General features: G+C 64.6%; 15 protein-coding genes and 1 pseudogene. 6 read left to right on the top strand and 10 right to left on the bottom strand.

The features are described from left to right. Positions 1-15: 15 nt before the first annotated feature. Positions 16-351, top strand: coding sequence for an HdeA/HdeB family chaperone (locus tag AC1DEL_RS21085; RefSeq protein WP_177219956.1), 336 nt, complete (start codon positions 16-18; stop codon positions 349-351). A 106-nt stretch (positions 352-457) separates the two neighbouring features. Next, complete coding sequence (locus AC1DEL_RS21080) at positions 458-1,711, top strand: cupin domain-containing protein (protein WP_477159173.1); 1,254 nt, start codon at positions 458-460, stop codon at positions 1,709-1,711. Positions 1,712-1,775: 64 nt separating this feature from the next. Here the strand turns inward: AC1DEL_RS21080 and cydB are convergent, their stop codons facing one another. From cydB to kbl, 9 genes and pseudogenes are all read right to left on the bottom strand, one after another. Next, a complete protein-coding gene (cydB, locus tag AC1DEL_RS21075) occupies positions 1,776-2,762 on the bottom strand; it encodes a cytochrome d ubiquinol oxidase subunit II (RefSeq protein WP_477126183.1) in 987 nt (328 codons plus the stop codon). A gap of 26 nt (positions 2,763-2,788) precedes the next feature. Further along, positions 2,789-4,159 (bottom strand): annotated as a pseudogene (locus tag AC1DEL_RS21070) (cytochrome ubiquinol oxidase subunit I). Positions 4,160-4,443: 284 nt separating this feature from the next. Further along, positions 4,444-5,895, bottom strand: coding sequence for an efflux transporter outer membrane subunit (locus tag AC1DEL_RS21065; protein ID WP_441593302.1), 1,452 nt, complete (start codon positions 5,893-5,895; stop codon positions 4,444-4,446). A gap of 8 nt (positions 5,896-5,903) precedes the next feature. Beyond that, positions 5,904-6,779: an efflux RND transporter periplasmic adaptor subunit gene (locus tag AC1DEL_RS21060; protein ID WP_477126182.1), complete on the bottom strand. Its 876-nt coding sequence runs from the start codon at positions 6,777-6,779 to the stop codon at positions 5,904-5,906. Further along, positions 6,776-6,985, bottom strand: a complete 210-nt coding sequence (locus AC1DEL_RS21055) for a DUF1656 domain-containing protein (RefSeq protein ID WP_092296794.1) — start codon at positions 6,983-6,985, stop codon at positions 6,776-6,778. The genes AC1DEL_RS21060 and AC1DEL_RS21055 overlap by 4 nt, the downstream gene beginning before the upstream one ends. Next, positions 6,985-8,961, bottom strand: a complete 1,977-nt coding sequence (locus AC1DEL_RS21050; RefSeq protein ID WP_441593306.1) for an FUSC family protein — start codon at positions 8,959-8,961, stop codon at positions 6,985-6,987. Before AC1DEL_RS21050 ends, AC1DEL_RS21055 begins: the two co-directional genes overlap by 1 nt. 5 nt (positions 8,962-8,966) lie before the next feature. Next, positions 8,967-9,431 (bottom strand): MarR family winged helix-turn-helix transcriptional regulator, encoded by a 465-nt coding sequence (locus AC1DEL_RS21045; protein WP_092296800.1) that lies wholly within the window; start codon positions 9,429-9,431, stop codon positions 8,967-8,969. Positions 9,432-9,508: 77 nt separating this feature from the next. Then, positions 9,509-10,468, bottom strand: a complete 960-nt coding sequence (locus AC1DEL_RS21040; RefSeq protein ID WP_477126181.1) for an NAD-dependent epimerase/dehydratase family protein — start codon at positions 10,466-10,468, stop codon at positions 9,509-9,511. Next, a complete protein-coding gene (gene kbl / locus AC1DEL_RS21035) occupies positions 10,465-11,667 on the bottom strand; it encodes a glycine C-acetyltransferase (protein ID WP_477159172.1) in 1,203 nt (400 codons plus the stop codon). The genes AC1DEL_RS21040 and kbl overlap by 4 nt, the downstream gene beginning before the upstream one ends. 98 nt (positions 11,668-11,765) lie before the next feature. On the opposite strand from kbl, the gene AC1DEL_RS21030 reads away from it, so the two are divergent. Then, entirely contained in the window at positions 11,766-12,377 is a 612-nt protein-coding gene (locus tag AC1DEL_RS21030) for a helix-turn-helix domain-containing protein (RefSeq protein ID WP_477126180.1), read from the top strand. Positions 12,378-12,383: 6 nt separating this feature from the next. Here the strand turns inward: AC1DEL_RS21030 and AC1DEL_RS21025 are convergent, their stop codons facing one another. Continuing rightward, positions 12,384-13,055 (bottom strand): GntR family transcriptional regulator, encoded by a 672-nt coding sequence (locus tag AC1DEL_RS21025; protein ID WP_092296809.1) that lies wholly within the window; start codon positions 13,053-13,055, stop codon positions 12,384-12,386. Positions 13,056-13,173: 118 nt separating this feature from the next. On the opposite strand from AC1DEL_RS21025, the gene pruA reads away from it, so the two are divergent. From pruA to AC1DEL_RS21010, 3 genes are all read left to right on the top strand, one after another. Then, on the top strand, positions 13,174-14,799 hold the full coding sequence (pruA, locus tag AC1DEL_RS21020) for an L-glutamate gamma-semialdehyde dehydrogenase (RefSeq protein WP_477126179.1): 1,626 nt from the start codon (positions 13,174-13,176) through the stop codon (positions 14,797-14,799). A gap of 45 nt (positions 14,800-14,844) precedes the next feature. Then, complete coding sequence (locus AC1DEL_RS21015) at positions 14,845-16,053, top strand: ABC transporter substrate-binding protein (protein WP_092296814.1); 1,209 nt, start codon at positions 14,845-14,847, stop codon at positions 16,051-16,053. Between the two features lie 84 nt (positions 16,054-16,137). Further along, on the top strand, positions 16,138-16,359 hold a 222-nt coding region (locus AC1DEL_RS21010), incomplete at its 3' end, for an ATP-binding cassette domain-containing protein (RefSeq protein WP_477105502.1).

The raw sequence follows: 16,359 nt of genomic DNA, 5'->3' as shown, positions 1-16,359 counted from the left end.
CTTCCAGGAGCCAGCATGAAACGCCTGATTCTTTCCCTCGCTATCGTCACCCTTTCCGCCCCGCTCATCGCCTCTGCTGCCACTGACGAAGTCAAGACCGTGAAGCCGTTCAAGATGACTTGCGAGGAGTTCCTCTCGGTCAGCGAAACCTACAAGCCGGCGGTGGTCTACTGGATCGCCAGCGTAGACAAGCTGGGCGTGCGCGAGAACGACCAGATCGTCGTTGACACGCCGCGCACGGTCGCTCACGTGGTTGACGAATGCCGGAAAGCACCCACCAAGAAGCTCTCGGACAAGGTGCGAACGTCGCTGGATAACCAGACGCTGAAGATCAACTACAACGGCGCCTGATGGCTTCTTGCCCGACATGGCGGCGATGCCTGGCGGGCCCTCCAACACCGTCCCTTGGGCGCTTCTGACGCGCGTGAGACTTCCCTATCCATGCAAAGGAAAAATCATGACTGACTTGTCCAGACGAAAGGTAATGATCGGTACGGCAACCGCGGCGTTTGCAGCCGCCGCTGCGTCAGCTCATGCCGCTTCATTCGGCAATCCAGACCGTCCGCCTGAAGGGGCGATCAACGCGCGCAACCGGCAGGGCCTCACCGATCCCGGCCCGCGGGACGATATGCTGGCACGGCAGTTCCCGTCCGCCCAGGACGCGCCGGCCACCGATGTCAACGGCATGCCGCAGTTTTGGTCGTCGTTCAACAATGCGCACAAGCGTATCCAGAACGGCGGCTGGGCACGCGAAGTCACGCAGGAGGATTTTGCCATCTCCAAGGACATCTCCGGCGTGAACATGCGGCTTTCGGCGGGCGGCATTCGCGAGATGCACTGGCATCAGCAGGCCGAATGGGCCATCATGCTCGACGGCAAATGCCGCATCACGACACTTGATGAAGAAGGCCGTTCATCGGTGCAGGACGTCAAAGCAGGCGACCTCTGGTACTTCCCGCCAGGGCTGCCGCATTCGCTGCAGGGAGCAGGCACCACCGGCGCGGAATTTCTGATTGCGTTCGATAGCGGCATGGCGTCCGAATTCAACACGCTGCTGGTAACGGACTGGCTCGCTCACACGCCGCCTGAAGTGCTGGCTGCTAATTTCGGCGTTCCGGTGGAATCGCTCAAGGATATTCCCGTCGACAACCTCTGGATCTTCCAAGGCAAGGAGCCGGGACCACTCGCGGCAGCACAACGTGCTTCCGCCTCGAAGAAAGGTCCACCCGCACTTCCGGTAACGTTTTCGCTGGCAGGTTCCACGCCGGTGCACAAGACGCGCAGCGGCTATGTACAGATTGCGGACAGCCGCAACTTCAAAATCTCGCAGAATGTGGCCGCGGCGCTGGTCACGGTGGTGCCGGGCGGTCTGCGCGAGCTGCACTGGCACCCGAACGCCGACGAATGGCAGTACTACATCAAGGGCAAAGGGCGCATGACTGTCTTCGATACGGGTCCCAAGGCGATGACCGCCGACTTCAACGCGGGTGATATCGGCTACGTGAAGAAGGGGCTCGGTCACTATGTGCAGAATGTCGGCAACACGGACCTGATCATGGTCGAGGTCTTCAAGGCTGACCACTTTGCGGAGGTGGCGCTGTCCGACTGGCTCACGCATACACCGCCTGAGATGGTCATGCAAACGTTGAACATCAGCGCGGAAACGCTGGCGCAGTTCCCGCGTGACMGCCCCGACATCGTGCCGGAATGACCCGCTTCTTCTTCGCCGCTATCTGACTGAGGATGCTCGACGTCAGTCAGATAGCGTAGCGCCTTCAATAATGCTCGGACGTGACGTCAACCTTGCCTTTGAAGACCGTGTAGCCGCACAGGGTGTAAGCCAGCATCAATGGGAAGACAAAGAGACCAGCCCCCCAGAACATGAACGACAGGCTCGACATCGGCGCAGCAGCCTCATTGATCGTGATGCTGAACGGCACGATGTACGGCCAGAACGAGACGGCGAACATCCCATATGCCACCACGAACAAGGCTGCGGACGCCAGGAATACCGAAGTATCCATCGCCCTTCTTGCCCCATGCCAGACAATCAACACGGCGATCAACCCAACGAACGGTACAAGGAACAGCACTGGACGCTCCGTCCATCGCGCCATGACCGCAAAATTGGCGTACAACGCGTGGAAGAAGAGTGCGATGAGCAAGACGAGTACGACGACAAGCAAGCGAGGAATCGCCCTGAATGCGGCATCGCGCGTCTCTCCCTCGCACTTCTTCGCCAGCCACCCCGCTCCGAGCAACATGTAGCCGAAGCAAAGCGCAATGCCGGCGACTACGGAGAACGGGCTGAGCCAGCTCATATCGTTGCCCATGAATCGCCCATTTTCGATGGGCAGACCCTCTGCCAACGCGCCAATCATCGCGCCTTGCATAAACGTTGCCACGAGAGATCCAACGACTAAGCCGCAATCCCACACCGGCTTGGAACGATGCGCATGGACACGGAACTCGAACGAAACGCCGCGGAAGATCAAGCCCGCCAGCATGACGCAGACGGGAAGGTAGAAGGCACCGAGCAGCGTCGAATAGACCATTGGGAATGCGCCCCAAAGCACAACGCCCGCCACGATCAGCCACGTCTCGTTACCATCCCAAATCGGCGCGATTGAAGCCAGCATCGACTTTCTTCGTGCTTCATTCCGAGTCGTGCCAAACAACATGCCGACACCGAGGTCAAGACCATCGAGCAGCACATAGACGAGCATACTGATGGCCAGGATTGCGGACCAGTACGTAATCATGGTTGCCTCACAGAGTAGTCAGTTCATCAATCACGAAACGATTCCGCCGCAGCGACTGCCAACGGTCTGTTGGACGTTCCCGATGGCTCGCGGTCCTGGTCGATCGAAGCGGGACCATTGCGGAGTAGCTTGTAGACGTAATACGTGCCGAACGAGAAGACAATCAAGTACGTCACAACGAAGACAAACAGTGAAGCGCCCGCCGCGCGAGCCGTCAGCGTCGGCGTCAGTGCGTCTGCTGTGCGCAGCACCCCCCATACGGTCCAGGGCTGTCGCCCAACTTCTGCTGCGAACCATCCCGTCAGAATCGCCACGAACGGCAAGGGAAACGAAAGATAGGTTGCCCACAGGAGCGTCTTCTTTTCCTCGATGCTGTTCCTGAAGGAGAACCAGCTACCGAGCCACGCAATAAGCAGCATCGCAATCCCACAGCCGACCATCACACGAAATGCGAGAAACGGAATCAATACCGGTGGCCGCTGCTCCTTTGGAAAACTCGTGAGCCCCACCTCCTTCGAATCGGTGGTCATGGTCGCAATCAGGCTTCCGAGAATCGGAATCGATACTTCGTAGTGATTCGTTTCCTTTTCTTCGTCCGGCCATCCAATGAGCACCTCTGCCGCAGGCTGCTCGTCATGCCAACGCCCCTCAATTGCAGCGAATTTTGCCGGCTGGTCGTCGTGTACATAGTCACCGACCAGGTGCCCGAACACAAGTTGCACTGGTATGAGAACCGTGGCCAGCGCCAGGCCCATCCGTAGCATCACCTTCGCTTCCGGCTCACAGAGTTTGCGCAGCGTGTACCAGGCACCAGTCGCAGCGACACAGAACGCGCCAGTCAGGTACGACGCCAACAACATATGAGGAAAGCGCACCCAAACGACCGGACTGAAGATGATCTCGGCCTAATCCGTCGGGACAAAGCGACCATCGATGAAATCGTAGCCAACCGGGTGTTGCATCCAACTGTTGTTGACCATGATCCAGAAGGCTGAGAACGTCGTCCCGAGCGCAACCATCGCTACCGAGAACAAGTAGAAGCCTGGCTTGACCCTGGATCGCCCGAACAGCAGCACCCCGAAGAACGACGCTTCGAGCATGAATGCGGTGAAAGTCTCATACGTCAGCAACGGACCTTGCACGGGTCCGGAGAGGCGCGACAGTTCACTCCAGTTCGTTCCGAACTCGAATCCCAGCACGACACCTGAAACTACGCCAACGCCAAAGGCAACGGCGAAGATCTTCAGCCAGAAATCGAACACGCGTCGATAGACTTCCTTCCGCGTGAACTGATACATACCCTCGAGGAGCGTCAACCAAGCGGCCAGCCCGATCGTGAGCGAAGGGAAGATGATGTGAAACGACACCGTGAACGCAAACTGAATGCGCGAGAGCATGAGTGCGCTGACTTCCATGGAGCACCTTTACCTGGATCATTTCGCTTGTGAAATGATTCTCGCCAAAAGCGAGGTAGCGCCGTTGCAAAGGAAACCGCCCCTTTCGATAGCGCACGACGAAGCGACTGGGCCCATAGGCGCCAGTTATGCGTGCCGCTTCAATTGGAGGATGCCATCGACGAGCGCTATAAGCCCGCCGAGGGACGGAAAGCGCCAGGAAGACCGCCGGCTAACCCGGATGGATTCAAGCAGGTTCCGCGGCGGCGCTTTCCGATTTGCCAACGCTAATTTATCGGGGCACTCGCCACGGCCGGTGCATCCTGCCAGCCCCCGCCCAGCGCCACGAACAGGTTGATCTGGTCCATGGCGATCTGCGCGTCCGAGGCGGCAAGCGCGGCGTCGTTGTTAGCCAGCGTGCGGTCCGCGTCCAGGCTCTGCAGGTACGGCGAGCGTCCCGCCTGATACAGGAGCCGGTTGTGCCGGGCGGCCTCATCGGCCTTGTCGCGTGCGTCGCGCAGCGCCTGGTTTCGCTCGAGTTCGTGCGTGTAGCTGGACAGCGCGCTTTGCGTCTCGCGCAGCGCGCGCAGCACCACGCCGTCGAAGTGGGCCAGCGCACCCTCTGCACCGGCTTCCATGTTGTGGATGCGGGCGCGCGTGCCGCTGGTCGGAATCGTCCACGAAATCGCCGGGCCCCAGCCCCAGTGCGCGGTCGGCGCCTGGCCCAGGTGATCGAGAATGCCGGTGAAGCCCGCCGAGGCGCCGATGCGGATCTGCGGATAGAGGTCCGCCGTCGCCACGCCGATCTTGGCCGTCGCCGAGGCCAGTTCACGCTCGGCCTGACGGACGTCCGGGCGGCGCTTGAGCAGCGCAGCGCCATCGCCAACCGGCAGGGCCTGACGCAGCGTGGGCACGTGCTCGCATGCCACGCTCGACATGTCCAGCGCGGTGGGCGGCTTGCCCAGCATCACGGCCAGCCGGTAGGCAGCGCCTTCCTGTTCGGCGCGGTACTTGGGCAGCACGGCGCGCAGCGAATCGGCCTGCGCCTGCGCGCGCAGCACGTCGGTCGGCATGCCACGTCCGGCATCGACCATCTTCTGGGCGAGCTGTGCGCCGCGCACCTGGAGGTCGAGCTGATGTTGCGCCACGTGCAGTTCATGCGTGGCGGTGCAGCCCTGCATATAGGCACGCACCGTTTCCGCCACCACGCCCACGCGGGCCTGGTCCAGCGCGGCCTGGCTGGCCTGTGCGCCGGCCAGCGCGGCTTCGTCGGCGCGGGTGAGCTTGCCCCAGAAGTCGATCAGGTACGACACGTCGAAGCCGATGTCGCCGAAGTTCATCGCCGGGATCTTTTCTTCCTTCAGCAGCGGTTCGCCGGCAATCTGGCCGCGCTCCGCGCTGGCGCGGAACTTGGCTTCGGGGAAGTTCTCGGCTTCCACCTCGTGATAGACGGCGATGGCGCGCTTCAGGTTGGCGGCGGCCACGCGCAGGTCGGTGTTGGCGACGAGCGCCTGCTTCACCAGCCCTTCGATCTTCGGGTCGTCGTAAAGCTTCCACCAGTCGTTGGGCACGTCGCCGATCGACACCGCCGGGTTGTCCGCGCCCTGGAACGGGCCGTTGGCGGTGGTGGCGTTGACCACGGCATCGCCGGGCACCTTGTGGTCGGGGCCGACGGTCATGCAGGCTGCCAGCGCGAGCGGGAGCATCCCCGCCAGCACGGCACGGCTTAAGCGACTCACTGCGCTGTTCACTGCGTACCCCCTCCGGTCACCGAGACCGTGGCGGTACGTCCGGCCACCAGCCGCACGTCGGCAGGCATCTGGTCGAACTGGATCCGCACCGGCACGCGCTGCGCCAGCCGCACCCAGTTGAACGTCGGGTTGATGTTTGGCAGCAGGCTGTTGCTGCTGGTGCGGTCACGGTCCTCGATACCGGCGGCGATGCTTTGCACATGGCCGTGCAGCACGCCCTTCTCGCCCATGATGCGGATGTCCACCGGGCTGCCGATATGGATGCCGTGCAGCTTGGTTTCCTCGAAGTAGCCTTCCACATGGAACGACCGGGCATCGACCATCGACAGCACGGGCTTGCCGGTGCTGACGTAGTCGCCCAGGCGCGGCAGGCGGTCGTTGACGTAGCCTTCCACGGGGCTCACCACGCGCGTGCGCTCCAGGTTCAGCTTGGCCACGTCCACGGCGGCTTCGGCCTGTGCCAGCGTGGCTTCGCCCTGCTGCACCCTGGCCAGGCCTTCCTCCACGACCTCGCGCGACACCACCTCGGCCAGCTTCTGGCTGCGGTTCGCCTCGCGGCGGTACTGCGCCAGGCTGGCGCGCATCGCGGCGGCGGTGGCCTGGGCCTGACGCAGCGCCAGTGCGTAGCGTTCATGGTCGATCTCGAACAGCAGGTCGCCGGCCTTCACGCGCTGGTTGTCCTTGACGGCGATGCGCGTGACCAGCCCCGAGACATCGGGCGCCACCTGCACCACCTCGGCGCGGATATGCCCGTCGCGCGTCCACGGCGCCACGGTGTAGTAATCCCACAGATGCTTGACGACAACCGCGCCGACAGCGGTGACGGCCAGCGTCAGCACGACTGGCCCGAGCGAAGAGAGTTTGAATTTCATGATTGGAACCACGGCACCACGGCAACCACCCCACCCAGGACGATCGCGTACAGCGCCAGATTGAACAGAGAACGGTGCCACACGAGCTTGTAGAACCCCAGGCGCGTCAGCACTGCACGCGCGCCACTCGTGATCGCAAAGGCGGCCAGCATCCACACCAGCAGGCTGGGGATGAACACGCCATAAAGACTGAATTCGCCGGGCATCAGGCGCCTCCGGTAACAGGGGCCGGCACCACGGCCGGCGGGAACAGGGCCACTTGCATCTCCACCAGGGCAGCCAGCGCGATGCGCGACTGCACCTTCTGCTGCGCGTTAGCCAGCCGCGTGTGCAGCGCCGGCGGCGGTCCGTTCAGCTTGCCGTCCAGCCGTGCCTGGTAGTAGCCGGCCACGCTGCGCAGCACGCGCTTGACGGCATGCTGCTCGGGCGCTGACAGGGTGGGCATCTCGCGCTGGAGTGCCAGCGTGGTCAGCTCCACGCGCACCTCGCTGAAGCCATCGGGCGATACCTCGCTCTCGCTGGCGGCCAGCCGGGGCACCAGTTGCGCCAGCCGGTCCAGCATGCGCGCGCGCAGCCGGGTGTGTTCTTCGGGGCGGGTGCCCACCGCGTTGTCGGCGATATCGCCCCAGCTTGACCGCACCAGCCGGCGCGTGGCGGCCGCCGTGCCGAACGGCCGCATCACCAGCGTCCAGACCAGCGCGAAGGCGATACCGGCGATGCCGGCGATATTGCTGTTGAAGAAGGTATGGAAGTCCGCGCTGTAGGCGCCCGAGATGCCGATGTCGTTGGCCGTGACCACTGCCAGCGGCATGCCGATCATCGCCAGGCGCGGCTGCGCCACCAGCAGGCCGATGATCAGGTACGGCACGGCGAACATCAGCACCAGCATCTCGAAGTCATGCGCCACGGGCAGCACGGCGAACAGGAACACCATCGAGATCACCATGCACACCACGTTCCAGTTGAAGAACGACTGGATCATCGGCGCGGGTTCATCAAGGGCGGCGAAGAAGCAGCACGACACCGCGCCCAGCGCCACGGCGCCGGCGCCATCGGCCCAGCCCATGTGGATCCAGAGCATGCCCATGGCGAAGATCGACAGGGCCACCGTGACGGTGGAAAACAGCAGCAGGCCGTGGTCGTAGTGGCGCGTCTGGCCGACGTCCCAACGCCGGAACTCAGGCATCCAGCCGCCACGCACGTCGCGTTCGCCGATGCGCCGGCACAGGGACACGCAGTCGCGCCACAGCGCCACCATCTGTTGCAGGCGGTCTTCGGCGGCAGTGACCAGCGCGGCATCCCAGCCGGGTTCGAGCGGCGTACCGGTCAGCTCGGGCGGCGCGTCTACCGCTCCGCCCTGTATCCATGCGCGGACCCCGCGCATCTGGGTCCGCAGCCCGTCCGGCAAGCCGCCGGCGGCCTGGAGCGATTCCACGATGGCCGCCAGCGAGGACATCACCGGCAGCAGCATCGTCATGCGCCCGCGCAGTTCGCGCGCGGCGCGCACCCGGGCGATGCTTTCGGTGTCGTAGCCAAGCTGGCTGATGAGTTGATCGAGGGCCAGAATATCGGCGGCCAGACGGTGACGGCTCTGGTGGCGCGTGACCTGCATGCCGGGGCTGGGCGAGAGCATGTCGCCGGCCCAGAGCGCGGCGTCGGCCATCCACTGGCGCGACTTGTCGCGCAGCACGTCTGCCACGCTCGCCGGGAACACCACGGCGCCGACCACGGCCGCGCACAGGATGCCCAGGCTGATTTCCTCGGCCCGGGCAATGGCGATATCGAAGATGGCGGCGGGATTGTCGACCGCCGGCAGCGCCACCAGCGGCAGCGTGTAGGCGGCGAGCATGAAGACGTAGCTACGCGGGGTGCGGTGCAGCAGCGCGATGTAGAGCAGGCAGCCGGTCCAGAGCGCCACCGCGCCCATCAACAGCGGCGGCGAGTTGACCAGCGAGGGCACCATCGCCACGCCGGCTGCGGCGCCCAGCAGCGTGCCAAGCACGCGGTACAGCGCCTTGGAACGCGTGGCGCCGGTCAGCGGATGCGCCACGACGTAGACGGACGCCATCGCCCAATACGGCCGCGGCAGGCCCATGTACATCGCGATCCAGAGCGCCAGCATGGCGGCGGCGAACGCCTTGAACGAGAAAACCCAGTCCCTTGCGGATGGCCAACTACCCATGATGCTCAGGGCTCCAGCTTGGCCGCCGCGGAAGCATTTCCTGCGGCCTTGTACAAGGCGTCCAGCACGCGCAGCGTGGCTTCGAGGTCAGTCTCGCTGATCTCGGCGAACACTTCGGCGCGGAGTTGCTTGAGTTCGACTTCGATCTGCTCGGCCATGCGCTCACCGGCATCGGTGAGCGAGAGCACGTTGGCGCGGCGGTCGCTGGGGTCCACCTCGCGGCGGACCAGCCCGGCGGCGCTCAGTTGATCGACCAGACGGACCAGCGTGGCGCCTTCCACGCCCACGTAGTCCGCCAGTGTCACCTGGCGCACCCCACCGCCGAGGCGGCGAATGAAAAGCAGCGGCGCGGCGGCCGCTGCGGAAATCCCGTGTGCCGTGACCGACGCCTGGCTGATCTGGCGCCATTGGCGGCCCGCCAGCATGAGCTGGCCGGTAAAGGCAAAAAGGAGGGCGTCTATCTTTGGCATGGGCCGAATGATAGACGTGAATTAATTAGGATGCAAACTATTTCTTTCCGAACTAGTTCACGTGATCTGGGGAGCGCTTATTCGACGGTGGCCTTCAGGTTCTCCAGCATGTCGTCGACCATCTCCGAGAGGCCGAACTTCGGCTGCCAGCCCCAGTCGGTACGCGCGGCGCTGTCATCGATCGAATCGGGCCAGCCCCGGGCGATAGCCTGCCGGTAGTCCGGCGCATAGCGCACGGCGAAGTCCGGCACCCGGCGGCGGATCGCCTCGGCAATCTCGGCCGGGGTAAAGCTCATGCCGGCGAGGTTGTAGCTGCCCCGCTCCCGGATCGATTCGCGCGGCGCTTCCATCAGCTCCAGCGTGGCGCGGATCGCGTCGGGCATATACATCATCGGCAGTCGCTCGTCGGACTCCAGGAAGCAGTCGTAGGGCTGGCCGCGCACCGCGTGGTGGAAGATATCGACCGCATAGTCGGTGGTGCCGCCGCCGGGCGGGGTCTTGTGCGAGATCAGCCCCGGATAGCGCACGCTGCGCACATCCACACCATGGTTCTCGAAGTACCACCGGCACCAGCCCTCGCCCGCCTGCTTGGAGATGCCGTAGACCGTGGTCGGCTCCATGACGGTTTTCTGCGGGGTGTCCACGGCGGGCGTGGTGGGGCCGAACGCGGCGATCGAGCTGGGCCAGAACACGCGCTCGATGCCCTGCTGGCGTGCCAGTTCCAGCACGTTCAGCAGTCCGGTCATGTTCAGGTTCCACGCCCACTGCGGCGCCTTCTCGCCCGTGGCGGAGAGCGCGGCGGCCAGCAGGTAGATCTGCGTGATGCCGTGGCGCTCCACCACCGTGGCCAGTTCGCCCCGGTCCGTCACGTTGAGCATTTCATGGGCGATATGCACGTGGCGGCCGGTAGGCACCACGTCCGAGGTGACCACATGCTCGCGCCCGTGCCGCTCGGCCAGCGCCAGCGCGAGTTCGGACCCAAGCTGCCCGTTGGCGCCGATGATCAGGATCTGCGGCTTGCTCACTGCCTGGCTCATCGAATCAGCCCCAGTTCACGGCCGGCCTGCGCGAAGGCGTCCAGCGCGCGTTGCAGCGTGGGTTCATCGTGCACCGCGCTCAGCTGCACGCGGATGCGCGCCTGGCCCTTCGGCACCACGGGGTAGAAGAAGCCCACCACGTAGACGYCCAGCGCCAGCAGCCGCTCGGCAAGCTGCTGGGCTTTCTCCGCATCGTAGACCATGATCGGGACGATCGGATGGTCGCCCGGCTTGATATCGAAGCCCAGCGCGGCAATCCCCTTGCGGAAGAAGGCGGTGTTGCGCTCGAGCCGGTCGCGCAGGTCGGTGCTGGCCTCGAGGATATCCAGCACGGCGATGCTGGCGCCGACGATGGCCGGGGCCACGGTATTCGAGAACAGATACGGACGCGAACGCTGACGCAGCAGTTCCACCACTTCCTTGCGCCCGCTGGTGAAGCCGCCCGAGGCGCCGCCCAGCGCCTTGCCGAGCGTGCCGGTGATGATGTCGATCTTGCCGAACACCCCGCGCGCCTCGTGCGTGCCGCGCCCGCGTGCGCCCATGAAGCCGCTGGCGTGGCATTCGTCGATGCCAAGCAGCGCGCCGTACTCGTCGCAGATCGCACGGATCTCATCGAGACGCGCCACGGTGCCGTCCATCGAGAACACGCCGTCGCTGAACACGAGCTTGAAGCGCGCGCCGTCAGCGTCGGCTTGTTGGAGTTGGACGCGCAGGTCGTCGAGGTCGTTGTGCTGGTAGCGGTAGCGCTTTGCCTTGGAGAGCCGGATGCCGTCGATGATCGACGCATGGTTCAGCGCATCGCTGATCACGGCGTCGTCCGGGCCCAGCAGGGTTTCGAACAGGCCGCCGTTGGCGTCGAAGGCGGAGCCGTAGAGGATGGTGTCCTCGGTGCCGAGGAAGCGGGCCAGCCGCGCCTCCAGCGTCTTGTGCAGGTCCTGCGTGCCGCAGATGAAGCGCACCGAGCTGAGGCCGAAGCCGTGAGTGCGCAAGGCTTCGTGGGCGGCCTCGATCACCTGCGGGTGCGAGGACAGTCCCAGATAGTTGTTGGCGCAGAGGTTGATCACTTCCCGGCCGTCGGCCGTGCGGATGACCGCGCCCTGCGGCGTGGCGATGATGCGCTCGCGCTTGTACAGCCCCGCGTCGCGGATGGCATCCAGTTCCGCACGGATGGATGCATAGAAAGTCTCGGCACTCGACATGGCCCGGCTCCCGGTGGTAGTGTCTCGGTCGTTCGATTCGATAAATCGAACATGTTCTATATAACGAACGGTTCGTGCACTATAACGAACACATGACGATGACGCAACCCTCCCCGCCCAACTCCCCCAAGCCGCCCGTCCAGTCCGATGGGCCACCCGCCGTGGGAGGCGCGCTCCAGGCGCTGCGGCAGTCCCAGCAGCTCTCGCTGGACGACCTGTCGCGCCGCGCCGGTGTCTCCAAGTCTATGCTGTCCCAGATCGAACGAAACCTGACCAATCCGACGGTGGCGGTGCTGTGGCGGCTGGCCAACGCGCTGGGCGTGAACCTGGCGGACTTCCTCGCCAATGGCGCGGCCAGCGCGCCGGCCCCGGCGATTGCCGTGGTGCAGCCGCACGCCATCCCGGCGCTGAAAAGCCCGGACGGGCGCTGCGAGCTGCGCATCCTCGGGCCGATCGACCTGGCGGGGAAATTCGAGTGGTATGAGCTGACGATCCAGCCCGGTGGGGTGCTGGCGTCCGAGCCGCATGACGCGGGCACGCAGGAGCACCTGTCGGTGCTGAGCGGGTCAATGACCGTGCGTGCCGCAGAGGACGAGAAGAAGCTGAAGCATGGCGATACCGCCCGCTATGGCGCGGACGTGGCCCATGCGATCGCCAATCCGGGCAAGAGTGCCGCCACGGCGCTGCTCGTGGTCGTGCACCCCGCCTGATTTGATTTAATCCACGTCCTTCATCCGCTCGCTGGCAAGCAGATTGCGCTTGGTCTCGAGGATGTGCTCCTCGAGCAGCGACGCCACCTTCTCGGCATCGCGCGCCTTGCATGCTTCCAGAATGCGATAGTGGTCCGCCTGCGGGCCTTCCTTGCCGGTGGCCATCGACATCTGCTCGTGCGTGTAGCGGTCCGTGTTCAGGCAGAACTCCTCGATCAGCCGGCGCAGCCGCTTGTTATTAGCGGGCGCGCACAGCGCCAAATGGAAGCGCCGGTTGTACTCGGCCCACTCCGCGAGCGAATCCGACTGCGAGTACGCGTCCAGAATCTCCTGCATCTGCTGGAAGTCCTGCTGAACCATGTTCGGCACGCCGATGCGCGCCGCGTGGCATTCCAGCGCGACACGGATATCGAGCAACTCGCAGATCTGCGTCGCATCCATGCCTGACACCACCGCGCCACGGTTGCGCTGATAGGTGACGAGCCCTTCCGTTTCGAGCTGGCGCAGCGCTTCCCGCACGGGAATGCGACTCGCGTTGAAGCGTTCCGCCAGCGCGTCCTGGCGCAACTGCGCCCCGGCCGGCAACGTGCCTTTCTGAATTTCGTAGCGAAGCTGATCGCGAATGATCTGGGGTAAACCCTTGGTAGGAGCGCTTGCGCGGCCCGTTTGCGTGGACATGGGAGGTGCTGGAGATCGGTATGCGATTCGAGTGAGGCCCCTATTGTGCCTGAATATCCCGACTGCTAAACTGGATCCAATTTATTAATGTTCATATCCAAAGAAGCTAGTAACGTATATGTCTGCAAACAATTCCTATCCAAAATCCATCAATGAAACGGTCCTGAACTACGCCCCGGGCACCGCCGAACGCGTCGCGCTGACGGCAGAACTCGACAAGCAGCAAGCCTTGGTGCGCGAGATCCCGGCCATCGTCGGCGGCGAGCGCATCCTTAGCGGCGACATCACCGACGTGCGCGCCCCGCACGCCCACGCCCGCCGCCTGGGCGAAGTCCATAACGCCGGCGAGACCACCATCCACGCCGCCATCGACGCCGCAGTGGCCGCCCAACGCGACTGGGCCAACGCCACGCTGGCCGAGCGCTCCGCCGTCTTCCTCAAGGCCGCTGACCTGCTGGCCGGCCCGTGGCGCGCCCGCCTGAACGCGGCGACCATGCTCGGCCAGAGCAAGACCGCCTACCAGGCCGAAATCGACTCGGCCTGCGAACTGATCGACTTCCTGCGCTTCAACGTGCAGTTCGCGCACGAACTGACGGCCGGCCAGCCGATTTCGTCGCCGGGCATGCGCAATCACCTCGAATACCGTCCGCTGGAAGGCTTCGTCTACGCCGTCACGCCGTTCAACTTCACGGCCATCGGCGGCAATCTGGCCATCGCCCCGGCGCTGATGGGCAACACCGTGCTGTGGAAGCCGGCCGCCACGGCGTCGCTGTCGAACTTCCTGTTCATGGAGCTGCTCGAGGCCGCCGGTCTGCCGAAGGGGGTCATCAACTTCCTGCCGGGCGACCCGGTGGCGATCAGCGGTGCCGTGCTGGCGCGGCCCGAACTGGCCGGCATTCACTTCACCGGCTCGACGGCCGTGTTCGACACACTGTGGGGCGAAGTCGGCCGCAATGTGTCGCGCTACCGCAGCTATCCGCGTCTGGTCGGCGAAACCGGCGGCAAGGACTTCGTGCTCGCCCACCCGTCCGCCGATGCCGACACGCTGGCCGTGGCGCTGCTGCGCGGCGCCTTCGAGTACCAGGGCCAGAAGTGCAGCGCGGCGTCGCGCGCCTACATCCCCGCCTCGCTGTGGCCGGCCGTGCGCGAGCGCGTGGTGGCGATGGCCGAGACCATCCAGATGGGCGATGTGACCGACTTCACCAACTTCATGGGCGCCGTGATCGACCGCCGCGCGTTCGACCGCATCCATGGCCATCTGCAACGCGCCGCCAGCGACAGCGCCGTCAAGCTCGTCACCGGCGGCAAGGCCGACGACAGCGTGGGCTACTTCATCACGCCAACCGTGCTGGAGGTGGACAACCCGCGCCACACGCTGATGGAAACCGAACTGTTCGGCCCGGTGCTGTCCGTCTACGTCTACGCCGACGCGCACTGGCCCGAGGTGCTCGAACTGGTCGACGGCACCAGCCCCTACGCACTGACGGGCGCGATCTTTGCAAGGGATCGCGCGGCCATCGCCCAGGCTTCCAACGCCCTGCGCTTCGCCGCCGGCAACTTCTATATCAACGACAAGCCGACCGGCGCGGTGGTCGGCCAGCAGCCGTTCGGCGGCGCGCGCCGCAGTGGCACCAACGACAAGGCCGGTTCGCCGCTGAACCTGCTGCGCTGGGTGTCGCCGCGCACGGTCAAGGAAACATTCGTGCCGCCGGCCGACTACCGGTACGCGCACATGGCGGTCTGAGCAGCCGCCCAGCTTTTCTAGCAACACCACCACGGAGAAGAAGAGATGAAGCGAGCCACCCTGCTGTCCGCCCTGGCGTTCAGCCTTTCCACGTTTGCCGGCGCTGCCAGCGCCGCGATTTCCGGAGATGTCGTCAAGATCGGCGTGATGACCGACCTGTCTGGCGTCTACCTTGACTACGCCGGCAAGGGCTCGGTCGAAGCCGCCAAGCTGGCCATCGAGGATTTCGGCAATGGGCTGCCGGGCAAGAAGATCGAGCTGGTTACCGCCGACCACCAGAACAAGGCGGACATCGGCAGCGCCAAGGCGCGCGAGTGGATCGACCGTGATGGCGTCGACGCCATCGTCGACCTGCCGAACTCGTCGGTCGCGCTGGCCGTCTCGCGCATCGCGTCGGAGAAGAAGCGCATCTCGCTGATCACTGGCGGCGCCAACCTGCGCCACACCAACGAGGAATGCTCGCCGTACATCGTCCACTATGTGTATGACACGTACGCGCTGGCCAACGTAGCCGGCAAGGCCATGGTCAAGCAGGGTCTGAAGAGCTGGTATTTCCTGACGGCCGACTACGCGTTCGGCCAGTCGCTGGAAACCGCCACGGCGGATGTGGTGAAGGCGTCGGGCGGTACGGTGGCCGGCAACATCAAGCACCCGCTGAACGCATCGGACTTCTCGTCGTTCATCCTCCAGGCCCAGGCCAGCAAGGCCCAGGTGGTGGCGCTGGCCAACGGCGGCGGCGACACCATCAACGCCATCAAGGCGGCCAACGACTTCGGCCTGCCGCGCAACCAGACCCTGGTGGGCCTGCTGATGACCATCAGCGACGTGCACAGCCTGGGCCTGAAGCTGACGCAGCGCATGAAGCTGACCGATGCCTGGTACTGGGACCTGAACCCGCAGACGCGCGAGTTCGGCGCCCGCTTCTTCGCCCGCATGAAGCGCATGCCGAACATGGTGCATGCCGGCACGTACTCGGCCGTGCTGCAGTACCTGAAGGCCGTGCAGGCGGCAGGCAGCGACGATTCGGACGCCGTGATGGCGGCGCTGAAGAAGGCCAAGATCAACGACGCGTTCGCCAAGAACGGCTACATCCGCGCCGACGGCCGCATGATGCATGACATGTACCTGATGGAAGTGAAGGCGCCGAACGAGTCGAAGACGCCGTGGGACTACCTCAAGCTCGTGGCCACCGTGCCGGCTGAGGAAGCCTTCCAGCCGCTGTCGCAATCGCGCTGCCCGCTGGTGAAGAAGTAAATAGACGACAGCCATGCTTTGCTCCCCTCTCCTGCCGCTTTCCCGCAGACGGAGGGGAGCCAACCGGCAGCCTATAAGAGACTCATGCAAACCAACGTACTAGAAGTCCGCAACCTGACCAAGTCCTTCAAGGGCTTCACGGCGGTCAGCGGCGTGGACCTGCAGGTGCGACGCGGCTCGATCCACGCATTGATCGGCCCCAACGGCGCGGGCAAGACGACCTGCTTCAACCTGCTCACCAAGTTCCTGGAGCCGACCACCGGCACCATCCTTTTCAACGGCATCGACATCACCCGCGAGAAACCG

The sequence above is a fragment of the Cupriavidus sp. 10L43_2 genome (assembly GCF_056395265.1).
The sequence above is the reverse complement of the archived record's forward strand: the minus strand, read 5'-3'. Positions and strand labels throughout refer to the sequence as shown.

Bases quoted from the DNA above. Each gene is read 5' to 3' on its own strand.
- AC1DEL_RS21085 (WP_177219956.1), top strand. From the start codon at position 16: ATGAAACGCCTGATTCTTTCCCTCGCTATCGTCACCCTTTCCGCCCCG.
- cydB (WP_477126183.1), bottom strand. From the start codon at position 2,762: ATGATTACGTACTGGTCCGCAATCCTGGCCATCAGTATGCTCGTCTAT.
- AC1DEL_RS21060 (WP_477126182.1), bottom strand. From the start codon at position 6,779: ATGAAATTCAAACTCTCTTCGCTCGGGCCAGTCGTGCTGACGCTGGCC.
- AC1DEL_RS21055 (WP_092296794.1), bottom strand. From the start codon at position 6,985: ATGCCCGGCGAATTCAGTCTTTATGGCGTGTTCATCCCCAGCCTGCTG.
- AC1DEL_RS21050 (WP_441593306.1), bottom strand. From the start codon at position 8,961: ATGGGTAGTTGGCCATCCGCAAGGGACTGGGTTTTCTCGTTCAAGGCG.
- AC1DEL_RS21045 (WP_092296800.1), bottom strand. From the start codon at position 9,431: ATGCCAAAGATAGACGCCCTCCTTTTTGCCTTTACCGGCCAGCTCATG.
- AC1DEL_RS21040 (WP_477126181.1), bottom strand. From the start codon at position 10,468: ATGAGCCAGGCAGTGAGCAAGCCGCAGATCCTGATCATCGGCGCCAAC.
- AC1DEL_RS21030 (WP_477126180.1), top strand. From the start codon at position 11,766: ATGACGCAACCCTCCCCGCCCAACTCCCCCAAGCCGCCCGTCCAGTCC.
- AC1DEL_RS21025 (WP_092296809.1), bottom strand. From the start codon at position 13,055: ATGTCCACGCAAACGGGCCGCGCAAGCGCTCCTACCAAGGGTTTACCC.
- pruA (WP_477126179.1), top strand. From the start codon at position 13,174: ATGTCTGCAAACAATTCCTATCCAAAATCCATCAATGAAACGGTCCTG.
- AC1DEL_RS21015 (WP_092296814.1), top strand. From the start codon at position 14,845: ATGAAGCGAGCCACCCTGCTGTCCGCCCTGGCGTTCAGCCTTTCCACG.